The 13,385-nt window shown below is 44.6% G+C and carries 13 protein-coding genes; 2 read left to right on the top strand and 11 right to left on the bottom strand.

Features of this window, described 5'->3' with window-relative positions:
* Window positions 1-87: 87 nt before the first annotated feature.
* The 6 genes from Q4486_RS07980 to Q4486_RS08005 form a co-directional block, all read right to left on the bottom strand.
* Entirely contained in the window at window positions 88-1,197 is a 1,110-nt protein-coding gene (locus Q4486_RS07980; protein WP_303519004.1) for a DUF1513 domain-containing protein, read from the bottom strand.
* Complete coding sequence (locus tag Q4486_RS07985; RefSeq protein WP_303519005.1) at window positions 1,184-2,272, bottom strand: imelysin family protein; 1,089 nt, start codon at window positions 2,270-2,272, stop codon at window positions 1,184-1,186. The genes Q4486_RS07980 and Q4486_RS07985 overlap by 14 nt, the downstream gene beginning before the upstream one ends.
* Window positions 2,273-3,718: a di-heme oxidoredictase family protein gene (locus tag Q4486_RS07990; protein WP_303519006.1), complete on the bottom strand. Its 1,446-nt coding sequence runs from the start codon at window positions 3,716-3,718 to the stop codon at window positions 2,273-2,275.
* Between the two features lie 76 nt (window positions 3,719-3,794).
* On the bottom strand, window positions 3,795-5,069 hold the full coding sequence (locus Q4486_RS07995) for an imelysin family protein (protein ID WP_303519007.1): 1,275 nt from the start codon (window positions 5,067-5,069) through the stop codon (window positions 3,795-3,797).
* 97 nt (window positions 5,070-5,166) lie between these two features.
* Window positions 5,167-5,787 carry a hypothetical protein gene (locus tag Q4486_RS08000; RefSeq protein ID WP_303519008.1) on the bottom strand — a complete coding sequence of 207 codons (621 nt, stop codon included), beginning with the start codon at window positions 5,785-5,787 and terminating at the stop codon, window positions 5,167-5,169.
* Window positions 5,762-6,307 (bottom strand): gamma carbonic anhydrase family protein, encoded by a 546-nt coding sequence (locus Q4486_RS08005; RefSeq protein ID WP_303417321.1) that lies wholly within the window; start codon window positions 6,305-6,307, stop codon window positions 5,762-5,764. Before Q4486_RS08005 ends, Q4486_RS08000 begins: the two co-directional genes overlap by 26 nt.
* 138 nt (window positions 6,308-6,445) lie before the next feature.
* On the opposite strand from Q4486_RS08005, the gene prlC reads away from it, so the two are divergent.
* Together prlC and Q4486_RS08015 are read left to right on the top strand one after the other, a co-directional pair.
* Window positions 6,446-8,488 (top strand): oligopeptidase A, encoded by a 2,043-nt coding sequence (gene prlC / locus Q4486_RS08010; protein ID WP_303519009.1) that lies wholly within the window; start codon window positions 6,446-6,448, stop codon window positions 8,486-8,488.
* 69 nt (window positions 8,489-8,557) lie between these two features.
* Complete coding sequence (locus Q4486_RS08015; protein WP_303519010.1) at window positions 8,558-8,821, top strand: YheV family putative zinc ribbon protein; 264 nt, start codon at window positions 8,558-8,560, stop codon at window positions 8,819-8,821.
* Between the two features lie 27 nt (window positions 8,822-8,848).
* Here Q4486_RS08015 and Q4486_RS08020 read toward each other — a convergent pair whose 3' ends face one another.
* From Q4486_RS08020 to Q4486_RS08040, 5 genes are read right to left on the bottom strand one after another with little or no spacing between them, the layout of a single operon-like run.
* A complete protein-coding gene (locus Q4486_RS08020; protein ID WP_303519011.1) occupies window positions 8,849-9,943 on the bottom strand; it encodes a sorbosone dehydrogenase family protein in 1,095 nt (364 codons plus the stop codon).
* Window positions 9,943-11,286 (bottom strand): MATE family efflux transporter, encoded by a 1,344-nt coding sequence (locus tag Q4486_RS08025; RefSeq protein ID WP_303417313.1) that lies wholly within the window; start codon window positions 11,284-11,286, stop codon window positions 9,943-9,945. Before Q4486_RS08025 ends, Q4486_RS08020 begins: the two co-directional genes overlap by 1 nt.
* Window positions 11,283-12,071: a zinc ABC transporter permease subunit ZnuB gene (gene znuB, locus Q4486_RS08030; protein WP_303417311.1), complete on the bottom strand. Its 789-nt coding sequence runs from the start codon at window positions 12,069-12,071 to the stop codon at window positions 11,283-11,285. The genes Q4486_RS08025 and znuB overlap by 4 nt, the downstream gene beginning before the upstream one ends.
* Window positions 12,071-12,865 (bottom strand): zinc ABC transporter ATP-binding protein ZnuC, encoded by a 795-nt coding sequence (gene znuC, locus Q4486_RS08035; RefSeq protein WP_303519012.1) that lies wholly within the window; start codon window positions 12,863-12,865, stop codon window positions 12,071-12,073. Before znuC ends, znuB begins: the two co-directional genes overlap by 1 nt.
* Window positions 12,865-13,353: a Fur family transcriptional regulator gene (locus tag Q4486_RS08040; protein ID WP_303417308.1), complete on the bottom strand. Its 489-nt coding sequence runs from the start codon at window positions 13,351-13,353 to the stop codon at window positions 12,865-12,867. Before Q4486_RS08040 ends, znuC begins: the two co-directional genes overlap by 1 nt.
* Window positions 13,354-13,385 lie beyond the last annotated feature (32 nt).

Consider the following 13,385-nt stretch of genomic DNA (forward strand, 5'->3'; position numbering starts at 1 on the left):
AGTTATATTATAACATTTTATATATGCTTGTGTGTATACCCCAATGCCTAAAAATAGCCTCTTCAAACAAGAGGGGGTAGACACTCCCTAAACTAGAAATGGGGATAAGTGGTTATCCCAGGCGGTATGAGCCGGAATATCCAATTTTACTTTTTCTTTATTTTTGGTTTGGCAGTTATAACGGTAGCAATACCCTCTGCCCGTACTGATTAAGAACTCTTCAGGTTTCTCTGTTTGCGCTAAACCGCAACCATCTCTGCTTGTGGTTGATGTAATAAATTGCTGGGTGTCTGCATGCCAAAATGTTACTAAGTCACCGCGGGGTGATGAGATGGCTGCAACTTTTCCGCTTTTATCAAAACGAGCACTACCGCAATACTGTTTCATTGCCATATTGGTGCTAATCGGTGCGCGAACTAATGCTAGAGGTTGTCCTTGGGTATGGAACGCAACTAAAGGGACATCGTCTGTTTTGTCTCCTTGGTATTGCAGGCCTATTACAACCCTGCCTGTTTGATTAATATCAAAGTGGCGAATGCTAAGCTGGTGGTACTCTTCAGGCATAAAGACCTGTTCTTTCAATTGACCTGTATTGATGTCTACATAGGCTAGTGATGGGCGCATAACATCTATATTGAGTTTTGCCCTACCTTTGTCGGGATGGGTAAGAATTCCCCCATTGGCGATTACTAAGGTCTTCTCATCAGGCATCATTTTTAGTTCATGGGGGCCAATGCCCGCAGAGCTAAATTGTTGTACAACAGCATAGTTATGCAGAGCATCACGAATAACAATTAGTCCCTGCCCTGTTGCAATCTCGTTTTCAGTTGAGATCAGCCAGCGACCATCTGCAGAATAAATTGCATGGCCGTAAAAGTGCTGTCCTTGAGCGCTTCTAATGCGAGTTTCTAGCTGTTTTGTTTCGTAGTTGACCACATCAATAAATGTTTCTGGGCGACGACCTACAGCGGCTAATAGCGGCCTATGGGGATGGGCCGCAATGTGATGCGCTCGTGCTGGTAACTCATGACGTAAGTGCAGACGCCCTGCCTGATCGATCACCAGTAATTCATATGCACCATTGGATGCTTTTGCAGCGGAAGCAAATAAAGACTGTTTCCCATTTGCAAGCAGCGAAGGGCTTAGTAAAGTGCAACCTAACAGCAGGCTAAATTGTCTACGATTAATCCCCGTCACGACTATTAAATCCTAGCTGAAGACCTAGCGCAGGCATGGTTTTATCAAGGCTTTCGTGCAGTTGCTTAAGCTCTTGGGCGATAAGTAATAGCTGCTCTTTCACCTTTGGCTCTTTAAGGTGTTGAGATAGTGGCGTAGGTATCTTTTCTAAGGTGGTTTCTATAGTGATGAATTGCTGTTCAATACTGTCTGCTAAATCGGTCGCACCCTCCTCTTTTAGCAACTGGAAAAGACTGTAATCTTTAAGGCCGCTGTAGAGGTGATGGAGTGATTGGATATTCATCTGTATATTTTGCAGTGCATTTTTACTACGCCAGCTTTCTAAGCGACGAGCCTTTGCTTTACCTTCATTACCTAGTGGTCTAAGTATTTTTAGATCGCGAATCACTTCCAGTGGTTCGACTTGAGCTTTCATAATATCAATGCTCGCTTCTTGAGCACTTTCGTAGATACCTTCTTCGGAAGTGAGTGTACTAAATTCCTGCTTGTACTCTTGCCACTCCTTATTGGTATTGTCCGTTTGAATGACTAGATAATCACTAACCGATTGTAGGAATTGGCAACGATATGGATTCTCTTCTATCTGTTTTAACGCGTCATCAGCAAAGAGAATTCGCTCCATGGCGGGTAAGCCTTTCACTGCAATACTTGCTGTTCTGAAAAATTCAGGCTCCAGTGATGCTGGATCTTGATTTTTAAGAATAATATTCAGTTGTTTTGAAGTGAGGTTTTTCTTGTCTGGCCAAAATTGAATCGTAAAATTACGCATTAATAGTTCAATAGGGCCAAACTGCACATGCTGTATACTCTGCCATGCATTCAGTGTGTCAATAAAGTGGGCTTCAGCATTCCTCAAATTTTCTTCGGATGGCGCTGCACACAGTGAGGCGCTAGCCATCGCTAAGGTTTTGCTTTTTTCCGCTAGAGTATTGTAGCTCGGAAGTATGTGCTCATTTACAGCGGCTTGATTGAGTTTTAACCAACGCTCTTGGCTGATTTCTGCTGCTGTAATTGGCGCATTCAGTAAAAATACTAAGCTGAGTGCGCTGTATCGGGTAATAGATAGCAGGCTCATTTATAGAGACTCCAGGAATTTGATAAGATTATTTCGATCAGATTTTGACATCTTTGTTACGGATCGCTTGGCTTGTTCAGCTTCGCCTCCGTGCCAGAGGATCGCTTCAAGTAAAGTGCGTGCACGACCATCATGTAAGTAGTGGGTTTTTCCGCTAACAACGTCCGTTAGTCCAATGCCCCATAACGGGGGTGTTCGCCACTCAAGGCCATTAGCTAAATACTCGGCGCGATTATCGGCTAAATCTTCCCCCATGTCATGTAATAGAAGATCTGTATAAGGCCAGATTAATTGATTACTTAATTCAGGTAGCTCGGGTATGTTCGCTGTTGTAAATCTTGGCTGGTGGCAGTTAGCGCAACCGCTATTATAGAAAATTTCTTTGCCCGCTAAAACCTCTGGATCGTCAGCATTTCTGCGAGCGGGAACGGCAATATGACGTGTATAGAAGAGTAATAGCTCTATCATGCTTGCGGATGCCTCAACCCCGTCAAGATGAACACTATTTCCATTGGGCATGTTTAAGCAGCTTTCTTGCTGTTGTGTGCACTCGCCATAAGGACTTGTTGCATAGGGAGTGGATATGCCTATATCTCCATTAAAAGCGGTATTGTTCTGTTGGTTTAGCGTTGGTGTGCCGGCCTTCCAGCCAAATCGCCCGAGTGCTGTTGACTGGGTTTGTTGGTTCCAAACCCAGTTAGCCCTGCCTGAAATACCATCGTTATTGAGATCATTAGGATCGCTTAGGGCTAAAATGCTGGCCTCAGGAATACTTTCTAAGAGACCTAAACCAATCATCGCGGGGGCGATACGAGGTGATAATAAAGTCTCTGGATGTAGAGGGCCATATCCGAGATCGCTGATTGAGTATTTTGGGCGACGTAAAGAAACGGATTCTCCATCCGCTAAGGCGATCTCTGTCTCGTTATAGCTTATTTGTATATGCCCTTCGGCATTTAATCCTGCTACCGCAAAGTCTTGTAACTGAGTACCGTAAGTCGGTTCAGGAATGACACCGACCTCTCCTGTTGCTAAGGCTTGCTTTTGCTCTTTGTTTTGAGGAGGGATACTTAAGCGCAAGAAAAGTGAAACTGCGTTATCTTCTGGCCAGTTGCTTTCCGGCGTATGGCCTCGGCCATCTCTTATATGGCATTGCATGCAGGAGCGAGCATTATAGAGGGGGCCTAAACCATCGCTAGCGGTGGTTGATGATGGCGCAGGTACCCACAACTTTTTGAATATGCTATTCCCTAGCTTAAAATCTAACTCTTTTTTAAATGCGAGATTAGCGGCTGGGTGGCTGAAGCTGTGTCTATTATTTCCATTATGATGAGTTGTTGCACCACCCTGCTCGATCTCTTCTGCTATAAAACCTACCGTTGAGCTCTCTGCTGCGAAGAGCTGGAAGGAGAAAAGCAGATATAGGAATAGAGATAATTTGTGCACAGTATTTTTTTCATCATCTATGAAAAGAAAAATCCGAGACCTAGGCCCCGGATTTTATGATTAGCCTTCAGTTTAGTTACTCAGCGCTAATTGAAGCTGGGTTATCTAAGCTATCTGAACCTTCTAACTCAATACCTTCGAGCTTCAACGCTGCAATAGCATTTTCAATAGATTCAGCTTCTGCAACTAAGGCGTCCACGAACGTTTGTACTACTTGGTTGCCTGTTTTGTTGTCGACACCGATAAGTACGTCAAAGGTATTGCCTTTCGCTGCTTCATCAACCATTGCTTGAGCAGCGTTTTCAGTTTTGTCTAGGTTGTTTCTAAGATCTTGATCAACTGCAGGAGATTGGTGCTTGATCAGTTCCGCAAGGCTTGCACCAGAAACGGTGGAGCCATCAACGCGGGTATATTCGCCTAAATAGACATTTTTAATCCCTTTTGCATCGTAGAAATGGGAGTTATGTGTATTATCGGAGAAGCAATCATGTTCCTCTTCAGGGTCATGTAGCATTAAGCCTAGCTTAGTGCGTTCTCCCGCCAGTTCACCGTACGCTAAGCTACCCATGCCCGTTAGAATTGTTGCTATACCTTCCGCGGGTGCTTTGGATAATAGTTCAGTGCGCGCAGGGCCTTGGGGAGCCCAGTTGTTTGTCATCTCTTGCAGATCATCAATCAGAAGCTCTGTCGCAGCCATTAAGTAGTCGCGGCGACGATCACAGTTACCATGGGTGCAATTCTCAAGATCAAAATCAGTTGCTGGGCGATTACCTGCACCTGGGTTATTACCATTTAGATCTTGGCCCCATAAAAGGAACTCAATGGCATGATAACCAGTTGCCACATTGGCTTCTACTTCGTCTATCTCATGTAGGGTTTCTGCGAGCAGCTTCTTATCTATTTTAGATGCGTCAATCTCAACGCCACCTACTTTAAGTTTGCTGTTGGCAACAATATTAGCTGTATAGAATGGGTTTTCATCTGATTCCGCACCATAACCTGCTGCTACGTAATCGATCAGTCCTTCATCTAGTGGCCAAGCATTAACTTTGCCTTCCCAATCATCAACTATTGGGTTACCAAAGCGGAAAGCTTCCGATTGCTGGTAAGGTACGCGTGCTGCAATCCACGCTGCACGAGCCTTTTTTAGATTCTCTTCGGTAGGTTTTGCAAGGAAAAGATTAAGAACTTTATTTAGCTCTTGAGCCGTTAGTAGCGAATCTTCATACGTCGCTTGTGCAATGTTAGCGTAATTGTCGAGTATATCGGACTGGGCGGGCGTAGAGGCAAGAACGGGACCGCATACGATAGCCGATATAGCTGCTGTTACGAATGACTGGCGAAAATTCATAAATCAATTCCTATTTATTTGCAGTAATAATAAATTTCCCAGAAGGATAATCGTAATGAGAATAAATATCAATAGCAAAAAGACTTATATAAGCTATTTATGGTGCTGCGCCTGAAAGCCAGTGCTCTGCTTCGATAATCCATGCGGCTTCTCCATTAGGGCGAAACCAAGAATCTACTGCATAGGCATGGTCCGTATCGCTCTCAATCACTGCGGCACTGTTGTGGGGCGCATGGAGAGTGAACAAGCCACGGTGCATATTACCGCCAACTCGGTGGTATTTAAGCAGTTCTAAGTTTTGTAGAAGGAGTAAATAAGTACTTGTGTTGTTTGATTCGGCAACACAGTCGAGTTGATTGCTTTCAAAGCTAAAGCCAAAAGCATTTTTAGCTAAATCGTGTTCCGTGCCTATTTTGGGACCTGTTATCTTTTCTAATAGTCCGATCGCTTGAGCTATCCTCTCTCGTTCTTCTACAGCGTCAGCAGGTAATGGGGTGAATAGTAATTGAACCGGTTTAAGCTCATCGGCTGATAACTGTATAGATTTGGATTTAGTGCAACCAAAGTTTTGGCATAAGGTCATCTCTCCTGAGTCTGTAGGTGTTGATAAACCATGTGTTTTTAGCCAAGACTCTGGCGTACTTTGGGTGTTGTAACTACAGCCGCTGCAACTGATAAGAACAGCGAGGGCGCTATAAATTAGCGTAGTCTTCTTCAAGGTGTTTATCCTTTAGATTTACGTAATTAGAGGCGCTGTAACTGAAAAAAGAACATTCCTTTTCGGTTAAAGCTCGTTGTTGCTTTGCTGGGCGGCCCACATAAAGATAACCGCTTTTTAAGGTTTTTCCTGGGGGGACAAGAGAGCCAGCGCCGATAATCACTTCATCTTCGACAATAGCGCCATCCATAATCATAGCGCCCATACCGACAAGAACCCTATTGCCAATACTGCAGCCGTGTAACATCGCTTGGTGGCCAATGGTGACATCAGAGCCGATGATAAGAGGGAAACCGTCAGGGTTGTAGGGGCCTGCATGAGTAATATGTAACACGGAGCCATCTTGTACGCTTGTGCGATCGCCTATGCTGATGCGGTGCATATCGCCACGAATGACAGTGAGAGGCCAAACAGATACATCATCGCCCAATGTTACATCACCAAGCACGACCGCACTTGGATCAACAAATACACGCTCTCCTAACGTGGGAGTCATGCCTTGATAGGTACGGATTTTCATACTTTATTACTCGAATATGATTTAAAGGAAACTATTATGGCAAATTTATAAGAGGAAGTTTAAATAGAATTATAATTGAAAAATTCATTTTTGATCCCATTAAAGAGGTATTACCCCTCTTCTTTAGGAGCATATTAGATGAGCAACCCAATGCTTGAGCCGCAATTATTACCTGCTTTTAGTTCGATTAAACCTAATCATATCGAAGCAGCGATAGATCAGTTATTGGCGGATGGCCGAGCAGAGGTTGAGAGAATCTTAGGCTCAATGACATCGCCTACATGGGATAATCTTGTGGCTCCGTTGGAGGAGATGAACGATCGCTTGGCAAAAGCTTGGTCACCGGTGTCGCATATGAATGCGGTGGTTAATACGGATGAGTTGAGAGACGCCTATAACGCCTGCCTGCCTAAATTGTCCCAATACTGGACTGAGATGGGACAGAATCAAGCGCTTTACCAAGCGTTCAATGATTTTGCTGAAAGTGAAAATTTCAAACAGTTAAATGAAGCTCAACAGAAGGTCGTTACTAATACCCTAAGGGATTTTCGTTTATCCGGTATCGCATTGAATGGTGATGATCAAAAACGTTATGCAGAGCTGCAGCAGAAGCTCTCAGAGCTAACGACGAAGTTCTCCGAGAATGTATTAGATGCCAGTAACGCATGGAATAAACTACTTAGCGACGAAAGCGAGCTGGCGGGTTTGCCGCCGATGGCTTTAGCTGCGGCAAAACAGATGGCTGAAGCAAAAGGTTTAGACGGGTGGTTAGTAACTTTAGATTTTCCATCTTACCTGCCAACGATCACTTATGCGGATAATCGTGAATTACGCAAAGAAGTTTATACCGCCTTTGCGACACGGGCATCAGATCAGGGACCTGGTGAGGGGAAATGGGATAATTCGTCTGTAATGACACAGATTCTTGAGCTCCGTTTAGAGTTGGCGAAGCTATTAGGTTTCGATAACTACGCTGAATACTCCCTTGCTACTAAAATGGCTGAAACAACCGATCAGGTTGTACAGTTTCTAAATGATTTAGCCGAGAAAAGCTTGCCTGTAGCTAAGCAAGATTATCAGCAGCTGTGTGATTTCGCTAAAGAGGAATATGGGGTTGAGGATCTGCAAGCGTGGGATCTTGCTTACTTTAGTGAAAAATTGAAACAGGCTAAATACGCAATTTCTGAAGAGCAGATTCGCCCTTACTTCCCGCTACCTAAAGTGTTGAACGGTTTGTTTACTGTGGCAGGAAAGCTGTTTGATATTGAGATCAGTGAAGTGGATGAGTTCGACCGTTGGCATAAAGATGCACGGTTGTTTGAAATTCGGCGTAAAGGCGAGGTGATTGCACGCTTCTTCTTAGACCTTTATGCCCGTGAAAAGAAACGGGGCGGCGCTTGGATGGATGATTGTCGTGTACGTCGCCGCTTAGCGGACGGTACGCTTCAGCTTCCCGTTGCGTATTTAGTGTGTAATTTTAGTTCACCGGTGGGGGATGATCCCGCTTTATTGACCCATAATGAAGTGACCACCATGTTCCATGAGTTTGGCCACGGGTTACACCATATGCTGACTCAGATCGAATCGGCTGATGTCAGTGGTATTAATGGTGTTGCTTGGGATGCGGTTGAGTTGCCAAGTCAGTTCTTAGAAAACTGGTGTTATGAGCCGGAAGCTTTAGCACTTATTTCTGGTCACTATCAAACGGGTGAAACGCTGCCGCAAGCATTGTTAGACAAAATGTTGGCAGCACGTAATTTTCAATCCGGTATGATGATGGTACGTCAGCTTGAATTTTCGTTATTCGATTTCTGTTTACATCGTGACTATGAGCCTGGTGTCACAGATGTGCAGAGCTATTTAAACGATATCCGTAGTCGTGTGGCGGTGATTACACCACCTGATTTCAATCGTTTCCAGCATAGCTTTAGTCATATTTTTGCTGGTGGCTATGCCGCAGGGTATTACAGTTACAAATGGGCTGAAGTCTTGTCTGCTGATGCCTTTTCCCGCTTTGAAGAGGATGGCGTATTTAGCAAAGAAGCGGGTAATGACTTCCGTCAGCATATTTTAGAGATGGGTGGGTCTCGTGAGCCAATGGAGCTGTTTGTTGCCTTCCGTGGGCGTGAGCCAGAAGTGGATGCACTGCTTCGTCATTGCGGTATCCAAACCGCAGCTTAGAATCATAAAAAGGTAAGGGACCTTTCAGGTCGCTTACCTGCACCGACAAGGTGAGTTAGAGATAAAATTATGAGCATTGTAAAACGATTTATTGCCGGTGCTGTTTGTCCCCGGTGTGGTGAGATGGACTGTATCCGGACCTTTCGAGATGATGAGCGGGAGTATAAAGAGTGCGTCCGCTGTGATTATGAAGACTCCATGCGATTAGATGGAACGCCGGATATTGAAGAGTTAGAAACGCGAGTAAATCGCGATACTGGGCCTCAAATTGAAGAGGGTGCACAACCCTTACTGTTCACAGAGAATCCAGGTGGCGCACGAAAAGATCATTAGCCTTAGATAAAAAAATACCCTATGTAATCATGGGGTATTATTTTCTATCTTTGAAAGGCGATAAATGACGCCTGCATGATCATCTGATATCAAGAGACTACCTTCGGGTGTCTCAATGATGTCATTAGGTCTTCCCCAATATTTCTCATTTTTAAGCCATCCGCTAATAAAGGGTTTGTGGCTAATCACTTTATTATTTTTTATCTGTAGTTCTACAACGCGATAGCCTACTTTTTGACTTCTATTCCATGATCCGTGCTCAGCAATATATAGCGTTTGTTGAGCTTCTGTTGAGGCGTTAACGGAGAATGTCATACCTAGAGGCGCAACATGCGCACCGAGTTTATAGGCGGCAGGTGTATAGCTGAGCGGCTGTTGGTCGGTATACTGCTTTTTACCGTATTTAGGATCAGCTAATCCTTGAGCGTGAAAAAAAGGGTAGCCAAAATGCTCGCCGTTATCTGTTACATGGTTGAGCTCATCGGAAGGCTGATCATCCCCTAAGTGATCTCGCCCATTCTCTGTAAACCATAGCTGCTGGTTTAGAGGATTCCAAGCAAAGCCGACACTGTTACGTACGCCTTGGGCGATAAGTGTGGTGTTCTTATGGTTATCCAGCTTCATAATGGTTGCAAAGGGCTGTTCAGGTAAGCAGATATTACAGGGAGCGCCGATGTTGAAGTACAAGGCTTCGTCTGGGCCAAACTTAAGATATTTCCAACCATGATGGGTTTTGTCAGGGAGTTTGTCGTAGTAGATTTCAGGTGTTGGTGTGGAAGAAGGCTTCAGAGGTAAAACCTCTTTATATCTGAGAATGCGAGATACCTCTGCCACATAGAGGTCATTGCCTTTTACAGCGATACCACTGGGCATATTAAGCTCTGTAGCTAAAATGAGCGTTTGTTCGTAGATCCCATCTTTATCTTGATCGATAAACCCATACAGGTTTCCCGCTCGTCGGCTTCCGGCAAAGAGAGTCCCATCCTTTGCTAGCGCAAGTTGGCGGACATTCGGGGCTTTTGCGACAACCTCGATCTTATATGAAGGCGGGAGGGTTAATGTTTCGAGCGGTAACTCGCTGATACCAGAAAAAGAGATCAGTATGCTGAGTGGTGTAATCATCAACTTATCCAACGTTTATGTTTGCAGATCGTCCAGTAAACATAGCCGCCAGAGAGTGCTCTCGCCACAAAAAGAGCAAGAAATGAAAACCATAAACCTTGATTTCCATAGCTTTGAGTTAGCCACCATAAAGGTAGAAAAACGATAAAAACAGAGAAGAGCATAGTGTTTTGCATCGCTTTAAATTGGGTTGCTCCCACAAAAATACCGTCGAGTAGAAAACTCCAGACACCGATCAAGGGTAAGACAATAATCCAGGGGAGGTAAGCTTTAGCGATGATACGTACGCTTTCAATGCCGGTGAGTAGATTGATAATAAGGTCGCCAGCTAACCAAAATACCAACGAAAGTAGAGCGGCTGTACCTACAGACCAGCATAAAGCACTGACCAGTGATTGATAAAATGTGGTTAGCTTTTTCGCCCCGATATACTTACCTGATAGCGCTTCGGTTGCATGTGCAAACCCATCGAGCCAGTTAGAGATTAATAATAAAAAGTTAAGTAAAACCGCATTGGCAGAGAGAATATCGGTGCCTTGTTTCGCGCCTTGGGCGGTAAAAAAGGCAATGGAGCCTAAAATACACAGTGTACGAATAAAGAGAAAACGGTTTACCGCAATCAAATTTATATAATCACTGAGCCGTTTTAGGCAGGCGATCTCAAGTTGAGATGAAACATTTTTGAGATGTTTCTTCGCGAGGTAGAGGCCGAGAAAAAGCGCGAAATATTCAGAAAAAACGGTGGCCGCCGCAACCCCATCTGCATGCATACCTAAGCCATAGACTGCGAGTATATCTAACAACATATTGATGATGTTGGTGACCAATAATATGAGGAGGGGGATACGTGTATTTTGGTTGCCGACAAACCAGCCCAGCAATGCATAGTTACATAGCACCGCGGGGGCGCCTAAAATGCGGATCTCACTATATTTTGCCGCTTCTGCCGTTACTATAGGCTCAGCCCCCATTAGTGATAGGGCCAAACTGATAATAGGCGTGCGGAATAGTAAAATAAGCAAGCCTATCGCCGTTGCTAATATAAGCGATTGTGCGAGCAGTTGGCGATTTAAGGCGCCATTATCGTCACCTAACGCTTGGGCTGTCATGCCCGTAGTGCCCATGCGTAGAAAACCAAAAGCCCAGTAGAGGACAGTAAAAATCATGCTGCCAACAGCTACCGCCCCTAAATGATGACTTTCTGGCAGATGACCAATAACGGCGGTATCCACTAAACCTAATAGAGGTACAGTGATATTGGATAGCATTAGAGGCCAAGCTAATGCCCATACTTGTCTGTGACGCTGTTTGTCGGGCCAATATTTATGCAGCGACGCGATCATGCTTGTTGTTTAGTTGGTAGGCTGTAGAGTGCGATGAAAAGTGCTAAAGATACAACGACTACTGAAGGGCCTGCCGGTGTATCAAAGTACCAAGATAGGCTTATCCCTCCCAAGATTGAGAGGCACCCTATAACGCCAGCACCAATCGCCATCTGTTCTGGTGTGCGCGCTAAGCGTCGAGCCGCTGCAGCCGGAATAATAAGTAGAGAGGTAATGAGCAGTAAGCCAACAATTTTCATTGCTATAGCAATGACTACTGCAATTAATAGCATCAAAATCAGACGGATAAGCGGCACGTTGACGCCCTCCACATGAGCTAGCTCTTCATTGATCGTGATCGCAAGTAGAGGCTGCCAGAGTAATTTTAAAAGCAGTAAAACTGCAATGCCGCCGCCGTAGATCCAGAAGAGGTCTTGCGGACTCACCGCCAACAGATCACCAAAGAGGTATGACATTAAATCAACGCGAATTTCTAACAACGCGACAGCAACTAAGCCAAGGGAGAGAGCGCTGTGGGCCATTATGCCCAATAAGGTATCTGTAGCGACCATACGTTGACGTTGCAAGGCAACAAGCACAAGTGCTAAGCCTACGCAGCAGATAATAACGGATAAGTTGAGATTAATGTCGAGCAAAAAGCCAATGGAGACCCCTAGTAACGCTGAGTGGGCTAAGGTATCGCCAAAATATGCCATACGTCGCCAAACCACAAATGAGCCTAATGGCCCTGCGACTATTGCTACACCTAAGCCGCCGAGTAAAGCGTAAATAAGAAAATCAGGCATTAGCAACAACCCTTGTGACTAGAGCTGCTTGCGTGCTCCTTTTCTGGAATGACATTTCCCTGTTCATCATGTTTGTGATTATGGTGGTGGCTGTAGACGGCTAGCTGTTCGCTTCCTTTAATGCCAAATAACTCAGTAAAAGATGGGTCATTAGTAACATGTTCAGGATGTCCTGAGCAGCAAACATGATGATTGATGCAAACTACATGATCTGTTGATGCCATGACTAAGTGAAGGTCATGACTGATCATTAATACGCCACAGCCGCGCTCATCTCGTATACGAGAGATAAGGTTATAAAGTTCTAGCTGCCCGTTAATATCCACCCCTTGAACCGGTTCATCTAAAACGAGTAAGTGGGGATCACGCAATAGAGCACGGGCGAGTAAAATTCGCTGCATCTCTCCGCCTGATAAATGGTGGATAGATTGCTTGAGTAACAGAGAGGCACCTACATCGTTTAGCGCGGTCTGCATCTGCTCCTGATTGCAGTTTTGGGCAGTTTTTAAAAAGCGTTCGACCGTTAAGGGAAAGGTTTTATCGACTTGTAATTTCTGTGGCATATAGCCAATACGAAGATTGTTCTCTTTCCATATAGTGCCACTATCGGGTTTTAATAAGCCAAGAATAACCCTAACTAAGGTGGTTTTTCCCGCACCGTTGGGACCAATAATAGTTGTTATACAGCCTTTGTGGAGTTCGGTGCTGATATTTTGCAAAACATGATTCTGGCCAAAATGAAGGTTAACCATATCCAGCTTAATTAGAGGTTCATGGCGATGTGGCTGATTCATTATGGGCTTACTCGCTGGCATTCAGGGCAGGTGCCTAAAACTTCGATAGATTGCTGCTCTGGGATAAACCCTAATAGCTCAGCTTGTTTATTGACCTCTTTACTTATCCCTGAGGTTTCAATTTCAACGGCATTTTTACATTGGCTACAGATTAAAAAGGAGCTTTCGTGAGCTTTGTGTGGATGAGGGCAACCAATAAAAGCATTGAGCAGTGCGATTCTATGAACAAATCCCTGCTCCTGTAAAAAATCAAGAGCGCGGTAGACAGTAGGTGGCGCTGAGTTAAATCCCGCCTCTGCTAAGGTAGGAAGGAGCTCATATGCACCAAGCGGTTTATGGCTTTGCCAGATCGTTTTAAGTACAAGTTCACGGATCGGCGTAAAACGTAGTTTTCTTTCTGCACATAACTCACGAGCGTCACGTAGTGCATGCTCTATACAGTCACGATGATCATGTTCAGATCGAAAAGCGAGTTGGGATTCTGGCATAAAAGTTATCATTCACCGTTTTGTGTTATATT

Origin of the sequence: Neptuniibacter sp. 2_MG-2023 (genome assembly GCF_030547495.1) — a bacterium.
In the GTDB taxonomy this organism is placed as follows: domain Bacteria; phylum Pseudomonadota; class Gammaproteobacteria; order Pseudomonadales; family Balneatricaceae; genus Neptuniibacter.

What these genes read in the sequence shown, in the direction of transcription:
- Q4486_RS07985 (WP_303519005.1), bottom strand. Translation starts at nt 2,272, where the DNA reads ATGAGCCTGCTATCTATTACCCGATACAGCGCACTCAGCTTAGTATTT.
- Q4486_RS07995 (WP_303519007.1), bottom strand. Translation starts at nt 5,069, where the DNA reads ATGAATTTTCGCCAGTCATTCGTAACAGCAGCTATATCGGCTATCGTA.
- Q4486_RS08005 (WP_303417321.1), bottom strand. Translation starts at nt 6,307, where the DNA reads ATGAAAATCCGTACCTATCAAGGCATGACTCCCACGTTAGGAGAGCGT.
- prlC (WP_303519009.1), top strand. Translation starts at nt 6,446, where the DNA reads ATGAGCAACCCAATGCTTGAGCCGCAATTATTACCTGCTTTTAGTTCG.
- Q4486_RS08015 (WP_303519010.1), top strand. Translation starts at nt 8,558, where the DNA reads ATGAGCATTGTAAAACGATTTATTGCCGGTGCTGTTTGTCCCCGGTGT.
- Q4486_RS08020 (WP_303519011.1), bottom strand. Translation starts at nt 9,943, where the DNA reads ATGATTACACCACTCAGCATACTGATCTCTTTTTCTGGTATCAGCGAG.
- Q4486_RS08025 (WP_303417313.1), bottom strand. Translation starts at nt 11,286, where the DNA reads ATGATCGCGTCGCTGCATAAATATTGGCCCGACAAACAGCGTCACAGA.
- znuB (WP_303417311.1), bottom strand. Translation starts at nt 12,071, where the DNA reads ATGCCTGATTTTCTTATTTACGCTTTACTCGGCGGCTTAGGTGTAGCA.
- znuC (WP_303519012.1), bottom strand. Translation starts at nt 12,865, where the DNA reads ATGAATCAGCCACATCGCCATGAACCTCTAATTAAGCTGGATATGGTT.
- Q4486_RS08040 (WP_303417308.1), bottom strand. Translation starts at nt 13,353, where the DNA reads ATGCCAGAATCCCAACTCGCTTTTCGATCTGAACATGATCATCGTGAC.